The sequence below is a fragment of the Testudinibacter aquarius genome, assembly GCF_004342725.1.
GTDB classification, from domain to species: domain Bacteria; phylum Pseudomonadota; class Gammaproteobacteria; order Enterobacterales; family Pasteurellaceae; genus Chelonobacter; species Chelonobacter aquarius.
Genome location: NZ_SMCP01000008.1, coordinates 57,672 through 76,857, shown reverse-complemented (window position 1 = coordinate 76,857; position 19,186 = coordinate 57,672). Strand labels below are relative to the sequence as shown.

At 44.6% G+C, this 19,186-nt stretch carries 17 protein-coding genes; 14 read left to right on the top strand and 3 right to left on the bottom strand.

Annotated elements, in window-relative coordinates; all coding sequences use genetic code 11:
- Window positions 1-8: 8 nt before the first annotated feature.
- The 7 genes from EDC16_RS09210 (at window position 9) to EDC16_RS09180 (ending at window position 7,524) form a co-directional block, all read left to right on the top strand.
- On the top strand, window positions 9-1,820 hold the full coding sequence (locus EDC16_RS09210; RefSeq protein ID WP_132967564.1) for an AAA family ATPase: 1,812 nt from the start codon (window positions 9-11) through the stop codon (window positions 1,818-1,820).
- Between the two features lie 144 nt (window positions 1,821-1,964).
- Window positions 1,965-2,492: a bifunctional 3-hydroxydecanoyl-ACP dehydratase/trans-2-decenoyl-ACP isomerase gene (gene fabA, locus EDC16_RS09205; RefSeq protein ID WP_132967563.1), complete on the top strand. Its 528-nt coding sequence runs from the start codon at window positions 1,965-1,967 to the stop codon at window positions 2,490-2,492.
- A gap of 156 nt (window positions 2,493-2,648) precedes the next feature.
- Window positions 2,649-2,972 (top strand): hypothetical protein, encoded by a 324-nt coding sequence (locus EDC16_RS09200; RefSeq protein WP_132967562.1) that lies wholly within the window; start codon window positions 2,649-2,651, stop codon window positions 2,970-2,972.
- Between the two features lie 243 nt (window positions 2,973-3,215).
- On the top strand, window positions 3,216-4,205 hold the full coding sequence (gene pheS / locus EDC16_RS09195; protein ID WP_132967561.1) for a phenylalanine--tRNA ligase subunit alpha: 990 nt from the start codon (window positions 3,216-3,218) through the stop codon (window positions 4,203-4,205).
- A gap of 61 nt (window positions 4,206-4,266) precedes the next feature.
- Window positions 4,267-6,654 carry a phenylalanine--tRNA ligase subunit beta gene (gene pheT / locus EDC16_RS09190; protein WP_132967560.1) on the top strand — a complete coding sequence of 796 codons (2,388 nt, stop codon included), beginning with the start codon at window positions 4,267-4,269 and terminating at the stop codon, window positions 6,652-6,654.
- A gap of 3 nt (window positions 6,655-6,657) precedes the next feature.
- Window positions 6,658-6,951, top strand: coding sequence for an integration host factor subunit alpha (locus EDC16_RS09185; protein WP_132967559.1), 294 nt, complete (start codon window positions 6,658-6,660; stop codon window positions 6,949-6,951).
- A 72-nt stretch (window positions 6,952-7,023) separates the two neighbouring features.
- Entirely contained in the window at window positions 7,024-7,524 is a 501-nt protein-coding gene (locus EDC16_RS09180) for an NlpC/P60 family protein (protein ID WP_132967558.1), read from the top strand.
- 250 nt (window positions 7,525-7,774) lie between these two features.
- On the opposite strand, the gene can is transcribed toward EDC16_RS09180, so the two are convergent.
- Window positions 7,775-8,476 (bottom strand): carbonate dehydratase, encoded by a 702-nt coding sequence (can, locus tag EDC16_RS09175; protein ID WP_132967557.1) that lies wholly within the window; start codon window positions 8,474-8,476, stop codon window positions 7,775-7,777.
- 97 nt (window positions 8,477-8,573) lie between these two features.
- On the opposite strand from can, the gene EDC16_RS09170 reads away from it, so the two are divergent.
- The 3 genes from EDC16_RS09170 (at window position 8,574) to chrA (ending at window position 11,745) form a co-directional block, all read left to right on the top strand.
- Window positions 8,574-9,506, top strand: coding sequence for an ABC transporter ATP-binding protein (locus tag EDC16_RS09170; protein WP_132967556.1), 933 nt, complete (start codon window positions 8,574-8,576; stop codon window positions 9,504-9,506).
- Window positions 9,507-9,508: 2 nt separating this feature from the next.
- Window positions 9,509-10,276: an ABC transporter permease gene (locus EDC16_RS09165; RefSeq protein ID WP_176551960.1), complete on the top strand. Its 768-nt coding sequence runs from the start codon at window positions 9,509-9,511 to the stop codon at window positions 10,274-10,276.
- Between the two features lie 263 nt (window positions 10,277-10,539).
- On the top strand, window positions 10,540-11,745 hold the full coding sequence (gene chrA / locus EDC16_RS09160) for a chromate efflux transporter (RefSeq protein WP_132967554.1): 1,206 nt from the start codon (window positions 10,540-10,542) through the stop codon (window positions 11,743-11,745).
- Between the two features lie 37 nt (window positions 11,746-11,782).
- Here the strand turns inward: chrA and ppnN are convergent, their stop codons facing one another.
- Both ppnN and queF read right to left on the bottom strand, forming a co-directional pair.
- Window positions 11,783-13,141, bottom strand: a complete 1,359-nt coding sequence (ppnN, locus tag EDC16_RS09155; RefSeq protein ID WP_132967553.1) for a nucleotide 5'-monophosphate nucleosidase PpnN — start codon at window positions 13,139-13,141, stop codon at window positions 11,783-11,785.
- A 68-nt stretch (window positions 13,142-13,209) separates the two neighbouring features.
- Complete coding sequence (gene queF / locus EDC16_RS09150; RefSeq protein WP_132967552.1) at window positions 13,210-14,052, bottom strand: NADPH-dependent 7-cyano-7-deazaguanine reductase QueF; 843 nt, start codon at window positions 14,050-14,052, stop codon at window positions 13,210-13,212.
- A 135-nt stretch (window positions 14,053-14,187) separates the two neighbouring features.
- On the opposite strand from queF, the gene EDC16_RS09145 reads away from it, so the two are divergent.
- From EDC16_RS09145 to EDC16_RS09130, 4 genes are all read left to right on the top strand, one after another.
- Complete coding sequence (locus EDC16_RS09145) at window positions 14,188-14,511, top strand: YqcC family protein (RefSeq protein ID WP_132967597.1); 324 nt, start codon at window positions 14,188-14,190, stop codon at window positions 14,509-14,511.
- Window positions 14,512-14,560: 49 nt separating this feature from the next.
- Window positions 14,561-15,295 (top strand): tRNA pseudouridine(65) synthase TruC, encoded by a 735-nt coding sequence (truC, locus tag EDC16_RS09140; RefSeq protein ID WP_176551961.1) that lies wholly within the window; start codon window positions 14,561-14,563, stop codon window positions 15,293-15,295.
- 182 nt (window positions 15,296-15,477) lie between these two features.
- Window positions 15,478-16,437, top strand: coding sequence for a TAXI family TRAP transporter solute-binding subunit (locus EDC16_RS09135; RefSeq protein WP_132967550.1), 960 nt, complete (start codon window positions 15,478-15,480; stop codon window positions 16,435-16,437).
- An 87-nt stretch (window positions 16,438-16,524) separates the two neighbouring features.
- On the top strand, window positions 16,525-19,176 hold the full coding sequence (locus EDC16_RS09130) for a TRAP transporter permease (RefSeq protein WP_132967549.1): 2,652 nt from the start codon (window positions 16,525-16,527) through the stop codon (window positions 19,174-19,176).
- The last annotated feature ends 10 nt before the right edge of the window (window positions 19,177-19,186 follow it).

Genomic DNA, 19,186 nt, shown 5'->3' with positions numbered 1-19,186 from the left:
AGGGTATAATGCGGTTTAATACGATAATAAGAGAGAAAAATGTGAAGGTAGATAGCTTAAACTGGCGACAATTGACGCCGCAGCTCAATTTTGACGGCTGGCATAAAAAAACGGTGACGCCACTGGCGTTACAAGATAGAGCTTTGACGGCGCTTACCACCTTTCTGAATGCAGAAAGTGGCTCGGTACTGGTGTTAAAAACCGATGAGCAGCGTGATTATGCCGATATTTTGCAAGATTATATCCGCCATCACAGCCTGCCAAATCATTCGATCAGTGGCGTCAACTATATAATCGAGCAAGCGGACTCCTTTTCGTTCCCTGTCATTGAAGCCTGTCCGGCAATGACGCTTGACGATAATTTTGCTGCTAAAAGTGCGGTGGAATACGCCTTGTATTTTGATTCGGCACGTTTATTCGGGCAGGTGTTACAACATCCGATATCCCATGATTTGAAACTACAGCCGGGATTAGTACATCAGGTCTGCAATGGTGTACTGATTTTGGCGGTTAGTCCACTGTTGAGCAACCCGACATTGTGGCAGCGATTAAAACATCTTTTATCCAGCGGCTATTTTGAATGGTTATCGCCTAATCCGTTGAAACCGATGAATTATCAGATTCCGGGTTATCAACTGCCGTTGAAAGTGATTCTGCTTGGCGATCGCGAAACGCTGGCGGAATTTTCCCTGCTAGAGCCTAATTTATACGACATTGCCCAATATGCAGAAGTTGACAGCTATTTTCTTACCGACAGTGTTGAAGCACAGCAATTATGGATTAACCATCTGTATTGGCAGATTGAGCGCTTGGGTTTGCCGGAGTTCAGCCATGGTGCGCTGACTGCACTTTTCCGTCAGGCGGTGCGCGAAAGTGAAGACGGCTTACGCCAAACGATTAATCCGTTGCAATTAAAAAATTGGTTGACTGCCATTGCCAAAACGAAGCCAGCAGCAGAGCAACTGCAAGCGCAAGATGTGGAACACTATTTTCAACAGTTAGATTATCAACGTGCCGCTTTGCAAGCATATAGCCGGCATGAAATTTTACGCGAACAGATTTATATTTGCAGTGAAGGGCAGTTTGTCGGCGAAATCAACGGCTTATCGGTGATTGAATATGTCGGCACTCCGGTCAGCTATGGAGAGCCAAGCCGGATTACCTGTACTGTACAATTTGGTGATGGCGAAATTATTGATGTTGAACGTAAAAGTGAGCTGGCAGGCAATATTCACGGCAAAGGCACACTGTTAGCGCAAGCTTGTTTGAGTAATCTGCTGGATCTGCCGGCACAATTGCCGTTTTCGGCGTCGATTGCCTTTGAACAATCGTATGCGGATATTGATGGTGACAGCGCTTCGTTGGCGCAGTTTTGCGTGTTGGTCAGTGCGTTGGCGAATGTTGCCATTGAACAGGGGATTGCGATCACCGGTGCGATTGATCAAGGGGGTTTGGTGCATTCGGTCGGCGGGGTTAATCTCAAAATTGAAGGATTTTATGCGATTTGTCAGGCACGCGGCTTAAATGGCAAGCAAGGCGTGATTATTCCGGCAACCGCGGTCGAGAACCTGAGTTTGCAGTCTGCTGTGGTGGAAGCCGTAAAGTGCGGTCAGTTCCATATTTGGGCGGTAGAAAATGTGCAACAGGCCGTTTATCTGCTGACCGGCAAACAGTTGTTGCCTGAAAAGGAGTCCGATGAGGGAGAACAGAGTCTTGCCGAGATTATTTCACAACGTATCGAAAATAAGATTGAAACACTGGTAGTACCGCCATTCAGCAAGTTTTTGGCTTGGGTCAAATCGATGAGAAATGGCAAATAAATTCCAGCTTACAGTTGTTAGCTATTTTATTCTTCGATTAACTTTGTTAGAATCCGTTAACTTTTTTGGCTGCACGTTATTGCTATCTTTAGCTATGTTTTAAATAACAACGTTTTTCAATAGTAAAATGGAGAGAAAGAAAATATGAGCACTGTTCCCAATAAAAAACCGTCTTACAGCTATGAAGATCTATTGGCATCCGGGCGTGGCGAATTATTTGGACCGACCGGGCCACAATTGCCGGCACCGACGATGCTGATGATGGATCGAGTGAATCTGATGACTGAGGATGGCGGAAATTTCGGTAAAGGTTACATTGAAGCAGAACTGGATATTCATCCTGATCTCCCGTTTTTCGGTTGCCATTTTATTGGTGATCCGGTGATGCCGGGCTGTCTGGGATTGGACGCGATGTGGCAATTGGTTGGATTTTTCCTTGGTTGGATTGGTGGCGAAGGAAAAGGACGTGCGTTGGGCGTAGGCGAAGTGAAATTCACCGGACAAATTCTGCCGACAGCAAAAAAAGTCACCTATCGTTTGCACATGAAACGGGTGATTAACCGTAAGTTAGTGATGGGCGTTGCCGACGGCGAAGTTGAAGTCGATGGTCGGGTGATTTATACGGCTACCGATCTGAAAGTGGGGCTGTTCCAAGATACTGCGGCATTCTAAAACGTTTCTTATCAGCTCTTCAACCGCACTTTAAAAGTAAAAAGTGATATAAAAGTGCGGTTTTGCTTTCTTTATTTTTCTGCTGTTCCTATAATTCTAATCAATGAACCCAGATCGGGTTGCTGTCACAGTTAAGCAATAAGTAAGGAAATAAGTATGCAAAAAATATTAAATAGCAGACTAATCAAAGCGTTATTACTATCAACCGCGATATTGGGCTTATCGGCGTGCAGCAGCCGTCCGGCTCCACAAACCGTATCAGTGTATCCTAATCCACATATGACACCACCGACGCAACCGGTGCCGTCGCCGCCGGAGCAGGACGTTCGGAATGCCAGCGATAATCGGCAAAAAATCGATTACAATCAGCGAAATATCCCTATTCGCCCTGCAGTATCGGTCGGTTATGGCTATCATCGCGGTTGGGGTTCGCATCGACAGCACCATGTTGGCGCTGGTTTTTATCCCGGCTATTGGTAAGAAAACACAATAAGCAGGTGATTTTTAAGGGCGAATGTATTATCATGGCTCTGTTTTTGAATAACCGTTATTGATATGCGAACACAACTGTTTTTTGACCGATTTTTTCGCTTTAATGTTACCGCCAAACGATCTGGACGGGCTTTTAAGTTTGCTAAAAATCGGCAATAAATCCTGAAAGCCTCCGTTCGGAGGTTTTTTTGTATAGTCGCTATCTGTGAGACGTCCTAATTGGAGATAAAAATGCAACAGCTACAAAACATCACGGCACAGGCATTACAGGCCGTGGAACAAGCAAATGATATCACGACACTGGAAGCCGTTCGGGTCGAATATTTTGGTAAAAAGGGGCATTTCACTGCCTTAATGCAAGGTTTGCGTGATGTCTCACCGGAAGAGCGTCCGGCGGTCGGACAGCGGATCAATGAGGCTAAACAACAGGCGCAAACCGCACTTAATGCTAAAAAAACCGAATTGGAAAGTGCTAAATTAAACGCGCAATTGGCTCAAGAGAAAATTGATGTCAGCCTGCCGGGGCGCAGAATAGAAAGTGGTGGTTTGCATCCGGTGACCATCACCATTAATCGAGTGACCAAATTCTTTGCTGAATTGGGATTCAGTGTAGAAACCGGACCGGAAATCGAAAGTGATTATTATAACTTCGATGCCTTGAATATTCCGGCACACCACCCGGCAAGAGCTGACCACGATACGTTTTGGTTTGATGTCAATCGTTTGCTACGAACCCAAACCTCAGGTGTACAGATTCGTACCATGGAAAAACAGCAACCACCCATTCGGATTATGGCGCCGGGCAGAGTGTATCGTAATGATTATGATCAAACCCATACGCCAATGTTTCACCAGATTGAATTGCTGTTTGTCGATAAAAAAGCGAATTTCACCGAACTGAAAGGCTTGCTGCATGATTTCTTGCGTAACTTTTTTGAAGAAGATTTACAAGTGCGGTTCCGCCCATCTTACTTCCCGTTTACTGAACCGTCTGCCGAAGTCGATGTGATGGGTAAAAACGGAAAATGGTTGGAAGTGTTGGGTTGTGGCATGGTGCATCCGAATGTCTTACGCAATGTTGGAATTGACCCGAATGAGTATTCCGGTTTTGCGGTCGGCATGGGCGTTGAGCGCTTGACAATGCTGCGTTACAACGTCACTGATTTACGGTCATTCTTTGAGAATGATCTGCGTTTTCTGAAACAATTTAAGTCACTATAAACTACTGTAGCTCTTAAGCAGATTGAGCAAATTAAGCAGAATAAGCGGAGAAAATAACGAGATGAAATTTAATGAATCATGGCTACGGGAATGGGTTAATCCGGCCATCAGCACTGAACAATTAGCAGAACAAATCACGATGTTGGGCTTGGAAGTGGACGGCATCGAAGCGGTTGCCGGACAGTTTGACGGGGTCGTGGTCGGCGAAGTCGTCGAATGCGGACAGCACCCGAATGCCGATAAATTGCGTGTGACCAAAGTCAACGTTGGCAGCGAACAGTTGTTGGATATTGTTTGTGGTGCGCCAAATTGCCGTCAAGGCTTAAAAGTGGCGTGTGCTGTTGTCGGCGCGACCTTGCCGGGCGATTTTAAAATCAAAAAAGCCAAATTACGTGGCGAACCGTCAGAAGGGATGTTGTGTTCTTTCAGTGAACTGGGAATAACTTCCGACGCCGACGGTATTATCGAATTACCTGCTGATGCGCCGATCGGTATGGATATTCGCGAGTATCTAAAACTCAATGACCAGATTGTTGAAATTAGTTTAACCCCTAACCGTGCCGACTGTTTGAGTATTCGCGGTGTGGCGCGTGAAGTCGGTGTGGTTAATAAAGCGGAAGTCGTTGAGCCTGAGATAACACCGGTAGCGGTCAGTATTGCCGACAAAGTCGAAATCAAACTGTCGGCGCCTGAGGCTTGCCCACGCTATTTGTTACGGGTGATCAAAGGGCTGAATGTGCAAGCAGCGTCACCGCTCTGGCTGCAAGAGAAATTGCGCCGCTGTGGGATTCGTTCTATCGATCCGATTGTCGATGTCACCAACTATATTTTGTTGGAATTGGGACAGCCGATGCACGCCTTTGATAGCGCAAAAGTGGCACAACCGATCGAAGTGCGAATGGCGAAAAACGGCGAAGAATTGGTTTTATTAGACGGTACGACAGCAACATTGCGCGATAATACCTTAGTCATTGCCGATCAAAACGGTCCGTTGGCTATGGCGGGTATTTTCGGTGGAGAAAACAGCGGTGTCAACAGTGAAACAACCGATGTAATTTTGGAATCCGCTTTTTTTGCGCCACTCGCGATTGCCGGGCGCGCTCGTCAATATGGTTTACATACGGATTCTTCACACCGCTTCGAACGCGGAGTGGATTTTGAGTTACAACGTCACGCAATCGAGCGGGCGACCGCACTTTTAATTGAAATTTGTGGTGGCCAAGCTGGTGAAATTTGTGAAGTCGTCAGTAAGCAAAATTTGCCGCAAATTCAAACCGTTACTTTACGTCGTAGCAAATTGGATTCATTGTTAGGTCACCACATTGCCGACGAAACCGTCACCGATATTTTAAATCGTTTAGGCTTCAGTGTGACTTTTGCCGATGAGGTGTGGACAGTGACGCCGACCAGCTGGCGTTTTGACATTGAAATCGAAGAAGATCTCATTGAAGAGGTCGCACGGATTTACGGTTATAACAGCATTCCAAACAATGCACCGTTGGCGCATTTGAATATGCGTGTACATAAAGAAACGGATGTCGAATTGGCACGGATTAAAACCGCACTTGTTGATCGCGATTACCAAGAAGCGATTACCTATAGCTTTGTTGATCCAAAGCTGCAAGCCTTGTTGCACCCAGAGCAGCAGGCGTTGGTTCTGCCAAATCCGATTTCTGTAGAAATGTCGGCAATGCGTTTATCACTCATTCCGGGGCTGTTGGGAGCCTTACTTTATAATCAAAACCGTCAACAAACCCGTGTGCGTTTGTTTGAAACGGGGTTGCGTTTTATTCCGGATACCAGTGCGGAATCGGGTGTTAAGCAGCAATTTGTGCTAAGTGCGGTCATCAACGGCAGCCGAAAAAACGAGAGTTGGGCTGAAAAAACGGAAGTTGTTGACTTTTTTGATCTAAAAGGTGATCTAGAAGACATTTTATCGCTAACAAGTGCTGGAAATAAACTCAATTTTGTAGCAAAATCATATACAGCATTACATCCGGGACAATCTGCGGCGATTATGGCGGAAGATCAAGAAGTTGGCTTTATCGGCACATTACATCCGCAAATTGCACAAAAACTGGGGTTGAGCGGAAAAACGGTAGTCTTCGAAATCTATTGGGATGCCATTGCAACTCGTAACATGGTGCAAGCCAAAGCAATTTCGCGTTTCCCGGCAAACCGCCGTGATATTGCGGTTGTGGTTAGCAACGATGTCGCTGCTGCGGATGTAATTAGGGCCTGTCGTGCAGTTGCCGGGGAAGTATTGACCCATGTGAACTTGTTTGATGTTTATCAAGGTAACGGGGTTGCAGACGGTTATAAGAGTCTGGCTATCGGTTTGACACTTCAGGATAATCAAAAAACGCTTGAAGAGGAAGATATCACTAAGGTGATATCAAATGTAGTATCTGAATTAAAGCGGAATTTCAATGCTTATTTGAGAGATTAGACTATGACATTAACGAAAGTAGAAATTGCAGACAGTCTCATTCAGAAATTCGAACTGACCAAGCGTGAAGCAAAAGATTTGGTCGAAAGCTTTTTTGAGGAAATTCGGGTTGCTTTAGAAAGTGGAGAAGACGTTAAACTGTCCGGTTTCGGCAATTTCCAACTGCGTGACAAAAAATCTCGCCCTGGCCGAAATCCAAAAACCGGCGAAAGCGTAGCCGTTTCTGCACGTCGGGTGGTGGTTTTCAAACCCGGTCAAAAATTGCGTGCACGTGTCGGACAGAATCTTAAAAAATAATGCGCTGTTTCTGTGTTGAACAGATTCAGCCAAGAGGGTTGAAAACAGATAAAATTGGATAGCTGGATTTTGATGGTAAGAACAAAAAATTTGTTCGGTTTCAAACCGGGCATAGGATTATTGATTTGCTTGGCAGCATTTGTACTGTCGGGGTGTTCTTCTTCGTCCTCTTCCCGTTACCAAGGTCGTTTGCCTGATCCGCTGTATACTATGGCGCAATTGAGTGAACAGCAGTACCAGTGGGGCGGTACGCCGTATATTCTGGGTGGTAACAGCCGACGAGGCGTTGATTGTTCCGGCTTTGTTATGCGTACTTTTGCTGATCGTTTTGATATTTCGTTGCCGAGAACGACTGCAGCACAAGCGAAAGAAGGGGTCTATATCGAACGTGGTGACTTGCAGACTGGCGATTTGGTGTTTTTTAAAACAGGGCGCGGTCCCAATGGCTATCATGTCGGAATTTATGTTAAAGATGATCAATTTTTACATGCGTCAACCAAAGGCGGGGTAATTTACTCTTCATTAAATTCTGCCTATTGGAAAAAAGCGTATTGGCAAGCCAGACGTGTTTAATCACACCATCGGGTGTTGGTTATACAGTGAATAAATTTTTATTAAACCGAGTTAATTTAACTTGGCCATTTACTAACTTGGAGGTTGAATATGAGTGATTTCAGTTATGCAATGTTGACGGTCGTTTTCTCATTAGCAATGATTGTTTATTTAGCTTTTTTGATTTTTTGATTTTTTAACCTAGCACTTAAACAGTAAAAAACCATGTTTCATTGAGGTGATCGGTGAGACATGGTTTTTTAATTTCAATTTATTCTTTACTTTTTAGATTAATCGGCTTTTCAGTTTCCAGAAATCGACGTTCATTCGATGACACCAAACGGGCAATGGCATTCAAATAGGTGATCTCTAAGGTTTCTCGACTAGTGGCAATCACGCCTAAATCATTTAAAAAGCCGTCATTGACATCATATACCCAACCATGAATCGACAGTTTTTTGCCACGAGCCCAAGCAGAACGAACTATCGACGATGACCCTAAATTATACACTTGCTCAACCACATTGATTTTAGTCAACATATCTGCTCGTTTTTCCAATGGCAGCGTGCCAAATAGGTTGCTATGTTTCAGCCAAATATCACGAATGTGCAGCAGCCAGTTATCAATCAAGCCTAACGTATTATTTTCCATTGCAGCCTTGATGCCACCGCAATTGGTATGACCACAAATAATAATATGTTCAATATCCAACGCATCGATGGCGTATTGCACCACAGACAGACAATTTAAATCAGTATGAATCACTTGGTTGGCAACATTACGGTGTACAAACAGTTCCCCCGGACCCAGATTCGTGAGCTTTTCTGCCGGCACTCGGCTGTCTGAGCAGCCAATCCAGAGGTAGCTTGGTTTTTGTTGACCCGCCAACTCTTTAAAATAATTAGAATTTTCCTGTTGCATTCGAACTGCCCAACTATGGTTGTTGGCGATCAATTGCTCTATTTTTTTCATAGCTTATCCTTGTTATATGTTTGCCTTTGCTCTGTTATAATACGCCAAATTGTTTTTTTTTATTATTCATTTTTAAAATAAATAGAGTGATTATCTTATGTATGCACTTGAAATAAAGGACTTAACCAAGTCATATCCCAATGGTTTTAAAGCATTGCACGGTATCAATTTGAATGTGCAAGAGGGAGATTTTTATGCACTGCTCGGTCATAACGGCGCAGGAAAATCAACGACAATCGGCATTGTCAGCTCGTTGGTCAATAAAAGTAACGGTAGCGTCAAGGTATTCGGCTATGATTTAGACAGCCAACTGAGTGAAGTGAAAAAGCAGATTGGCATTGTTCCGCAAGAGTTTAATTTTAACCAGTTTGAAAAAGTATTAGATATTTTGGTTAATCAAGCGGGTTATTATGGTGTAGAACGCAAAGAAGCAGTGCAACGAGCTGAAAAATGGCTGAAAAAATTGGATTTATGGGATAAGCGCGATCAGAAATCAATGCGCCTCTCAGGAGGGATGAAGCGCCGTTTGATGATTGCTCGTGCTTTAATGCACCGTCCACGCCTGCTGATTTTGGATGAACCAACCGCCGGCGTTGATATTGAATTGCGCCGCTCGATGTGGCAGTTTTTGCAAGAACTGAATTTGCAAGGCACGACGATTATTCTGACCACGCACTATTTGGAAGAAGCGGAGTTACTCTGTCGCCATATCGGCATCATTCAGCAGGGCAGATTGGTGATAGACACGTCAATGAAAGATTTGTTGAGTAAGCTTGAATCGGAAACCTTTGTACTAGATCTTGCCAAATACAGCGCCGTGCCACAAATTGAGCATTACGCAAGTCAGTTAATTGATACGAATACATTGGAAGTGGAAGTGCGGCGTGAACAAGGTCTGAACAACCTATTTCATCAGCTCTCCGAACAAGGCATTCAAGTATTGAGCCTGCGCAATAAAACCAATCGACTGGAAGAGTTGTTTGTACGCATGGCGTTAAATAAACCGCATGATGAAACACAAGGAGAGTAGTGATGTCACTGTCTTGGATTGCATTTAAAACTATTTTAAACAAAGAGATTCACCGTTTTATGCGGATTTGGGTACAAACATTAGTACCGCCGGTCATCACCATGACGCTCTATTTCGTGATTTTTGGGCAGCTGATCGGCAACCGCATCGGTGAAATGGGCGGCTACAGCTATATGCAGTTTATCGTGCCGGGCTTAATCATGATGTCGGTGATCACCAATTCATTTTCCAATGTCGCCTCTTCGTTTTACAGCACTAAATTTGCACGCAATGTTGAAGAACTATTGGTTTCACCAACCTCAACTCATATTATTATCTGGGGCTACGTTGCCGGCGGTATGACGCGCGGTATCTTAGTCGGCAGTTTAGTCACTATCGTTTCGTTGCTGTTTATTCCGTTGGAACTTCATTCTTGGCCGGTTGTGATTGTAACACTGCTGATGACCAGTGCTGCCTTTGCCCTTGGCGGACTGATCAATGCGGTGTTTGCCCGCTCGTTTGACGATATCAGCATTATCCCAACGTTTGTGTTGACACCGTTGACCTATCTGGGAGGCATCTTCTATTCGATTTCACTGCTGCCGGCATTTTGGCAAGGCGTATCGAAACTGAACCCGATTGTGTATATGATCAACGGTTTCCGTTATGGCTTTTTGGGTGTCAGCGATATTGCGTTGTACTACACCTTTTCGGTATTAATTTTGTTTATCTCCTTACTTTACGGGTTTGCCTATTATTTGATTAACCGAGGTATCGGTTTGAGAAACTAACCATACCAAGTGCGGTTTGACTGAAAAGTTGACCGCACTTTTTTGTATTACTGATTTATAGAAACGGCAGATTGTAGCAAACACTTTTGTTTGTTAGCATCAAACAAAAGTGTTCGATGGTATCAAACAAAACTCAATTAACACATCAGAGCAAGGGAAGGTAAAATACTTATCAATCAGAAAATTATTGAGATAATTCCATTTCACCTTTTTTTCGCCTCATAAATTAAGAGCGTTAATCCTAATAAAATAAGGTTATGATCATGTTTAAGAGAAAACAAGATTCCAAATCTAGCATCAAAACCATTTTTTTGACATTTTTAGTTCTAGGCTTAACCTCATTCGGCGGACCGATTGCGCATTTAGGCTATTTTCGCGAGGCATTTGTCACGCGTCAAAAGTGGTTAAGTGAAAAAGATTATGCGGATTTAGTTGCCTTATGTCAGTTTTTACCCGGCCCAGCCAGCAGTCAGGTTGGTTTTGCGATTGGCTTGTTAAAAGGCGGATATCCAGGTGCTATTGCGGCTTGGCTTGCTTTTACCTTGCCGTCGGCTACCGCGTTAATGCTCTTTGCCGTCGGCATCAATCATTATGGTAATCTGTTGCCGAGCGGGGTTTTACACGGCTTGAAAATTGCTGCGGTAGCGATTGTGGCGCACGCCATTTGGGGTATGGGAAAAAATTTGGTAACCGATCGAATTCGAGCCACAATCATGATATTGTCTGCCATCGCGGTATTGTTATTAGCGAATGCATGGGGGCAAGTCGCTGTGATTATCGTTGCCGCCGTTATTGGCAGCCGTTTTCTGCCAACTGTAACAGATAATGCAGTTCAAGCACTGCCACAAGTGCGGTCAACACAGCAACATACCGCACTTGTGATCTTTAGTGTATTTTTACTGCTGTTAATTGGCTTACCGTTATTGGCAGCGTGGAGCGCGAATCCTTGGCTGCAAATGGCAGATTCGTTTTACCGCGCCGGTTCATTGGTATTTGGCGGCGGGCATGTTGTATTACCTTTACTACAAGCTGAAATGTTGGGCAATGGTTGGCTGAGTGATGATACCTTTTTAGCCGGTTACGGTGCGACGCAAGCGGTTCCCGGTCCGTTATTCACCTTCGCTGCCTTTTTGGGCAGCGCTATCGGTGCAGACGGTTCACCTTGGTTAAGCGGTTTGTTTTGTCTGGTGATGATTTTTATCCCGTCATTTTTACTGTTAATTGCCGCCTTACCGTTTTGGGAAAAACTTCGTCACCAGGCGCAAGCCCAAGCCGCACTTGCGGCGGTGAACGCTGCAGTAGTCGGCATTTTATTGGCGGCGTTTTACCAACCGATCTGGCAGAAAGCCATTTTTGATGCGATGGATTTCAGTATTGCGTTGTTGGCATTTTTATTGCTGAACTCTTGGAAACTGCCGGCTTGGGCGTTGGTGCTAGGGTGTGGCGTGATTGGTGGGATTGTGTTGTAACCGCACTTTCATGGTAAAAGTGCGGTCAGCGAGAAAGCTATTTAATAATGCGATAACAAGGCTGATAGGCCTCGCCGCCCGGCAGTTTCATGCGGTGCTGATCGACGAAATCTTGTAGCACTCGATCTATTTTCTCCATTAAAATCGGGTCGCCGTGCAGTTCAAACTCACCATGTTTTTCAATCAGCTCTATGGTATCCGGTTTGATATTGCCTGCTACAATCCCCGAAAATACACGACGCAGATTGGCGGCAAGGCTTTCTTTGCTTTGTTCCAAATGCAAATCCAGATTGCTCATATTCTCATGGGTCGGCTCAAACGGATTTTGGAAATCCGCTGGAATCGTCAATGTCCAGTTGAAACCGTAAGAATCGTTGGTTTGCGCCCGCACTTTTTTGATGGTTTTCATGTGCGCACTGACTTTGCGCGCAATTTGTTCCGGATCGTCGATAATAATTTCATACAAGGCTTGCGCTTCGGCACCAAAGACTTCGCCGATAAAGCGATCAATGGTGTTGAAGTAATCCGCGCTTTCTTTCGGGCCGGTTAAAAACAGCGGCAGTTGCGCGTCTTTATTTGCCGGATTGAGCTTGATCCCGATTAAATAGAGCAGTTCTTCAAATGTGCCCGGGCCGCCCGGAAAAACCAGAATACAGTGTCCCATGCGCACAAAGGCTTCAAGCCGTTTTTCAATGTCCGGCATGATAATCAGCTCATTCACAATCGGATTTGGCGGCTCAGAGGCGATAATCGACGGTTCGGTGATGCCGATAAAACGGCTGTTTTTGAAACGTTGGTTGGCATGTCCGATTGCCGCGCCTTTCATTGGCGCTTCCATCACGCCCGGTCCGCAACCGGTGATGATATTGAGTTCACGCAGCCCCAATTGCAAACCGACTGCGCGGCAATAGCGGTATTCAATCTCATTAATCGAGTGCCCGCCCCAGCAGACCACCAATGACGGATATTCGCCGACAATCAGCGCTTTGGCATTACGCAGAATGGTAAAAATATAATTGGTAATGTTATTTGAATTTTCAGCTTGTTGAAACGAATGTTGTTTAGTGATGACATTGACAAATAAAATATCCCGCAGTACCGCAAACAGATGATACTGAATATTGCGGATCACCTTATCATCCACAAAAGCCGATTCTGGCGGATTGTGCAACAATAACGAAACTCCGCGCTCTTTAGCGATCAATTCAATTTCAAAGTCTTCGTACATTCCCAACAGAACACGGCTGTCGTCGGTAATTGCACCGGAATTCAGCACTGCCAAAGAGCAGTTACGATAGAGTTGATAGAGATTACAAACACCATTTTTCAGCAATTCAACTTCAAGATGGGAAAGTTGATCCATGCTGCCTTTCGGGTTCACAATGTGTGAGCTCATGTTTTCTCCTTTTGTATTCACATTATTTATTGTTGGGTTTTTTATGTTTGAAACGCCTATTAAGACGATTATTGACGTGCTAACCGCTGATTTTGCAGCTCAAGCGGGTAGTTTGCCCGATAAGGATTGATGTCCAATCCACCACGTCGGGTATAACGGGCATACACTTTCAGCTTCGTGGGTTTGGCATAGTGCACCAGATCACAAAAAATCCGTTCGACGCACTGCTCGTGAAACTCATTGTGCTGGCGGAACGATACCAAATAACGCAGCAACGCCTCGCGATTGATTTTAGCACCTTGATATTCAATTTGTACGCTGCCCCAATCCGGCTGATTGGTAATCAAGCAGTTGGATTTCAGCAGATGGCTGACCAACACTTCATCAACCTGTTCTGCTGTCGTACAATGTTGCAACAACTGCGGTTGGAATTCATAGCTGTCAATCTCAATATCTTGATAATCAATACATTCGCCTTGAAAATAATCGATGGTTTGATTTTGATAGGCATCTAATGGGCGTAACCGCACTTGGACTTCACCTTGGGCACAAACGGCTAAATCTTGTTGAATCAGACTTTCTACCTGTTGCAGGCTGTCAAAACGGCTTTGATTGAAGCTGTTTAAATAGAGCTTAAAACTTTTCGATTCGATAAGATTTTTACTTTGAAAATTCAAATAAATATCACCGATTGCCACTTGTGGTAAGCCTTTGGCATTCAGCCACGAAATTTCATAGGCAGTCCAAATATCAGCACCACAATTAAACGGCTGCTGCGAACTGATCCCCAAACTATCTCGGTTTAAACTACGGGGTACCGCTTGTAGTAAACGCGGATCATATTCACTGTGATAATCGGTTTGTTTGCCGAGTGTTAGTTGATCTAAACTGCTGTGGTGATAGGTTGCCATCTGATTCCTTGTTGACGTTTCTGATTGAAATTGGACGAAATTGTAACATAAAGTTTGGCTTGGCTCTCTTTTTTTGCAGAACTTGCGCAATAGTTGAATTACAATAGGCATACCAAATTTTAAGGAGAAAGCATGATGTCGCAAGAGGATAAAGTACGCCAACATTTGCAGCAGTTGCAACATAATTTACAGCAATTGGCTTTATGGCAAAGCTCACCACCGGAACAAGAGCGGTTGCAGAGCGAGCAACCGTTCCATTTAGATACTTTGGAGCCGTATGAGTGGCTGCAATGGATTTTTATTCCGCGTATGCACGCGTTGTTGGATGCTGAGGCGCCACTGCCTAGCAAAATTGCCATTACGCCTTATCTGGAAGAGGCAATGAACGATATTGCCCAACTTGAGTTGTTGTTATCCCCATTAATCGACATAGAAAGTCTGCTAAATGAGCCAGCATAAACCGCACTTTGACTTTGACAGTGGAGAGCAGACAACAGCACCGTCGCCGATTTTGCAAATTTTGTATTGTGACGAGGACATTATTGCTGTCAATAAACCGGCAGGCATGCTAGTACATCGCAGCTGGCTGGATAAGCATGAAACCCGTTTTTTGATGCAGACCTTGCGTGATCAAATCGGGCAACACGTTTATACGGTTCATCGTTTAGATCGTCCGACATCCGGTGTATTGGTGTTGGCGCTGAATCAAGAGTCTGCTCGTTGTCTCAGCCGACAATTCGAACAAAAACAAATTGAAAAAAGCTATTTGGCGGTGGTGCGGGGTTTTTTGTGCGGGCAGGGCAGAATTGATTATCCGTTAAAAGAGCAGTTGGATAAAATTGCCGATAAATTCAGTCAGCCGGAAAAAGCGGCTCAAAGTGCGGTCACCGATTACCAAACTTTAGCGCAAATCGAAATGCCGTATCCTGCCGGACGCTATGCCAGCGCCCGTTATAGTCTGGTGAAATTGTTGCCGCAAACCGGTCGTAAACATCAATTAAGGCGTCATATGAAGCACTTGCATCATCCGATCATCGGCGATTCGGCTTATGGGGATTTACGCCAAAACCGCACTTTTAGTGAGCATCTGGGGTGCAGTGGCTTAATGCTGCATGCGCATAAAATCTGCTTTGAACACCCGATAAGCGGGCAGAAAATAACAATTTGTGCCGAGGTTGATCAAAATTGGCAACGGATGCTAAATATTTTTAAATGGAAAATTAATGATCACGATATTTATTAAATTATGACTAAATAAATAGCAAATTCATTGTTAAAACAAATCCTGTTTTGCAATTGTAGTTGCAATTTATATAACCTTTGTATATGTTAGCAGGCAAGTCGCACTGCCGCTGACTTAATGCTATGCAATTACACTTATAAATCTGTATTTTGACAGATCACAATTTAGAAGGAGTGCTATACATGAAACAACTTTTTAAATTATCGTTCGTTGCCGGATTAATGGCGTCATCTACCGCTGTTATGGCTGCTGAACAATTTGTTACCATCGGAACCGGCGGACAAACCGGTGTTTATTATGTCGTGGGACAATCCATTTGCCAGTTGGTTAACCGTGATTCAGCGAAAAGCGGCATCAAATGTAATGCTCCTTCCACCGGCGCCTCAGTTGCTAATTTAAATGCGATTGCCGGAAAGCAATTAGATATGGGGATTGCTCAATCAGACTGGCAATATCATGCCTATAACGGCACCAGCTCGTTTGAAGGCAAGAAAAATGATAAGTTAAGAGCGGTGTTCTCGATTCACCCAGAGCCGTTTACGGTGATGGCGCGTGACGACTCCGGTATTCAATCCTTTGATGATCTGAAAGGAAAACGTGTCAATGTGGGTGATCCGGGTTCCGGCACGCGGGCAACCATGAACGTAATTTTAGCTGCTAAAGGCTGGGACGATTCTGCATTTAAAGTCGCTTCCGAATTGAAGCCGGCAGAAATGGCATCAGTGATGTGTGATAACAATCTCGATGCAATCACTTATAACGTTGGCCACCCGAACGGGGCACTGAAAGAGGCTGCGGCATCTTGTGCGGCGCATTTAGTGCCGGTTGAAGGCGAAGCGATTGACAAATTGGTTGCCGATCACAGTTATTATGCTAAAGCAGTGATTCCGGGCGGTTTGTATGCGGGCTCGGATAACCCGACCAATACCTTTGGGGTTTATGCGACGTTGGTGACGTCTACCGATGTGAGTGATGATCAGGTTTATGCGGTCGTGAAAGCGGTGTTCGATAATTTTGATCGCTTTAAACGTTTACACCCGGCATTTGCAAACCTGAAAGAAGATGAAATGATTAAAAATGCACTGTCTGCGCCATTACACGATGGTGCGGTGCGTTATTATAAAGAAAGAGGCTGGATGTAATTTTTCTTAGCTTGCTTCATTTTATTAAAGGCAGGGGATTTCCCTGCCTTTGCTGTTTAAACCTACAACTTAACAGGGAAAAGGACTATGTTAGACAAAACCAATAAAACCTTTGACCAAGACGATCTGCAAGACATGGTGGCGGCAAACGACTCCGGCGGTCGCAATCCCTATGGCTTTACAAAAAAATTGATTTTTGCGGTTGCCATTCTTTGGTCGTTATTTCAAATTTATTATGCTTCCCCTTTGCCGTTTGTGTTTCAAGAAATGCTACGTTCAGTAGGATTGGGTTCGATCAACGTGGTGTTTGATGATACTAAAGCTCGCTCAATCCATCTGGCATTTGCGCTGTTTCTAGCCTATCTCTCCTATCCGGCGTTTAAATCTTCACCAATCCACCATGTACCGATTTTAGATTGGATTTTTGCTTTTGCTGCCACCTTCTGTGCCTCCTATTACCTGTTTTTTTATGGTGAACTGGTGACACGTTTTGGCTCGCCGAATACGCAAGATATTATTGTCGGGATTGTCGGGATTTTATTATTGTTGGAAGCCTGTCGTCGTAGTTTAGGCTTGCCATTGGTGATTATTGCCAGTGTATTTTTGCTGTATAACTATTTTGGACAATACTTTCCGTCCAGCTGGATTGTCAGCCACAGAACCGGCAGTTTGTCGCATATCATCAATCAACAATGGATCACCACGGAAGGAGTATTTGGCGTAGCACTTGGTGTTTCCACCAAGTATGTGTTCCTGTTTGTATTATTTGGTGCGTTGTTGGATAAAGCCGGGGCAGGAAACTATTTTATCAAAACCGCCTTTGCCTTTTTAGGGCATTTTCGTGGTGGACCGGCAAAGGCGGCGGTGGTAGCCTCCGGCTTGACCGGCTTGATCTCCGGTTCTTCAATTGCAAATGTGGTAACCACGGGAACCTTTACCATTCCCATGATGAAACGGGTCGGTTTTTCTGCAGAAAAAGCGGGGGCAGTAGAGGTGGCATCTTCGGTCAATGGGCAAATCATGCCGCCGGTGATGGGCGCTGCTGCATTTTTGATGATTGAATATGTCAATATGCCGTACAGTCAGCTGATTACCCACGCTTTCCTGCCAGCGATTATTTCTTATATTGCCTTAGTGTATATTGTACATTTGGAAGCCTGCAAAATGGATCTGAAAGGTTTGGAAAGAGCGGATGCCGCCAAACCTTGGGTGATTAGCGTATTACGCGGATTAGGCAGCTTTATTACTATCTGTGTCGTGTATTTTATCATTGAGTATGGCTTGTCATGGATAAAAACGCTATCGCCAGATCACGCTTTAGCCATTGTATCAACCTTAGTGGGGCTGGTTTATCTCCTGTTATTAAAACGGGTGGCTAAATTTGACGATTTGGAAATTGATGATCCGAATTCGCCGGTAGTGAAATTGCCTTCGGTTAAACCTACCGTGAACGCCGGACTGCATTTTTTATTGCCGGTGGTGATTTTGATCTGGTGTTTGATGGTTGAAAGAATGTCACCGGGGCTGTCGGCGTTTTGGGGCAGCTTAGCGCTCTGTTTTATTCTATTGACACAAAGACCGATTTTACAGTTATATCGCCGCCAAGGTGAAATTGCGGCGGCAACCAAACAGGGATTGAATGATTTGATCACCGGTTTGGAAAGTGGTGCTCGCAATATGATCGGTATCGGGATTGCGACCGCAACCGCCGGGATTATCGTTGGGGTGGTGGCATTAACCGGTTTTGGCGTACAGCTATCCAGCATTATCGAATTTTTATCCATGGGTAATATTCTGTTAATGTTGGTTTTGGTCGCGATGTTCAGCTTGATTCTGGGGATGGGCTTGCCGACAACCGCCAACTATATTGTGGTATCGTCCTTAATGGCAACCGTGATTGTGGAAGTTGGGCGTCAAAACGGTTTAATAGTGCCATTGGTCGCAGTGCATCTCTTTGTTTTCTACTTCGGAATTATGGCGGATGTGACCCCGCCGGTCGGTTTAGCTTCTTTTGCGGCGGCAGCGGTATCCGGTGGTAATCCGATCAAGACCGGTTTGGTGGCATTCGGTTACAGTTTGCGTACCGCTATTTTACCGTTCTTGTTTATTTTCAATACGGATTTGTTATTGATTGATGTTGGTTTTACCAAAGGTATGATGGTGTTTATTATCGCCACAATAGCCATATTGGCATTTACCGCAGCTTCAATGCGCTACTTCTTTGATCATACCAAGTGGTGGGAAACTGTATTATTGCTGCTAATCACCTTTATGCTGTTCCGCCCTGGGTTCTTCATGAATTATATTTCGCCAACTGAACGTCATATTGAGCCAATCAACATTGCGCAGGAAATTGCCCATGCGCCAGTAGGGGAGTCGATGACCTTAAAAGTCGCAGGCATCAACCAATATGGTACACCGATTGAGTTTTTCGCAAAATTGAATGTTCCACAGGGCAATAGCGGAGAAGAGCGGATCCAGAATCTGGGCTTAACCTTATTAGATACGGGAGAGCAGATTGAAGTTGATGGCGAAATGACGCATAAAATCATCATTGATGAGGCACAAATGGATTCAGCAGCAGAAAAAGCCGGCTTAAGCTGGGATCAAACTATTTTGTATGTTGCGTTACCGCGTCACAATACACTCGCCAAAGAATGGATGTTTATTCCGGCATTATTGTTATTATTCGGCTTAGGATTCAATCAAATCCGACGCCGTCGTAAAATCGAATCGTAAAAGGGAGAGT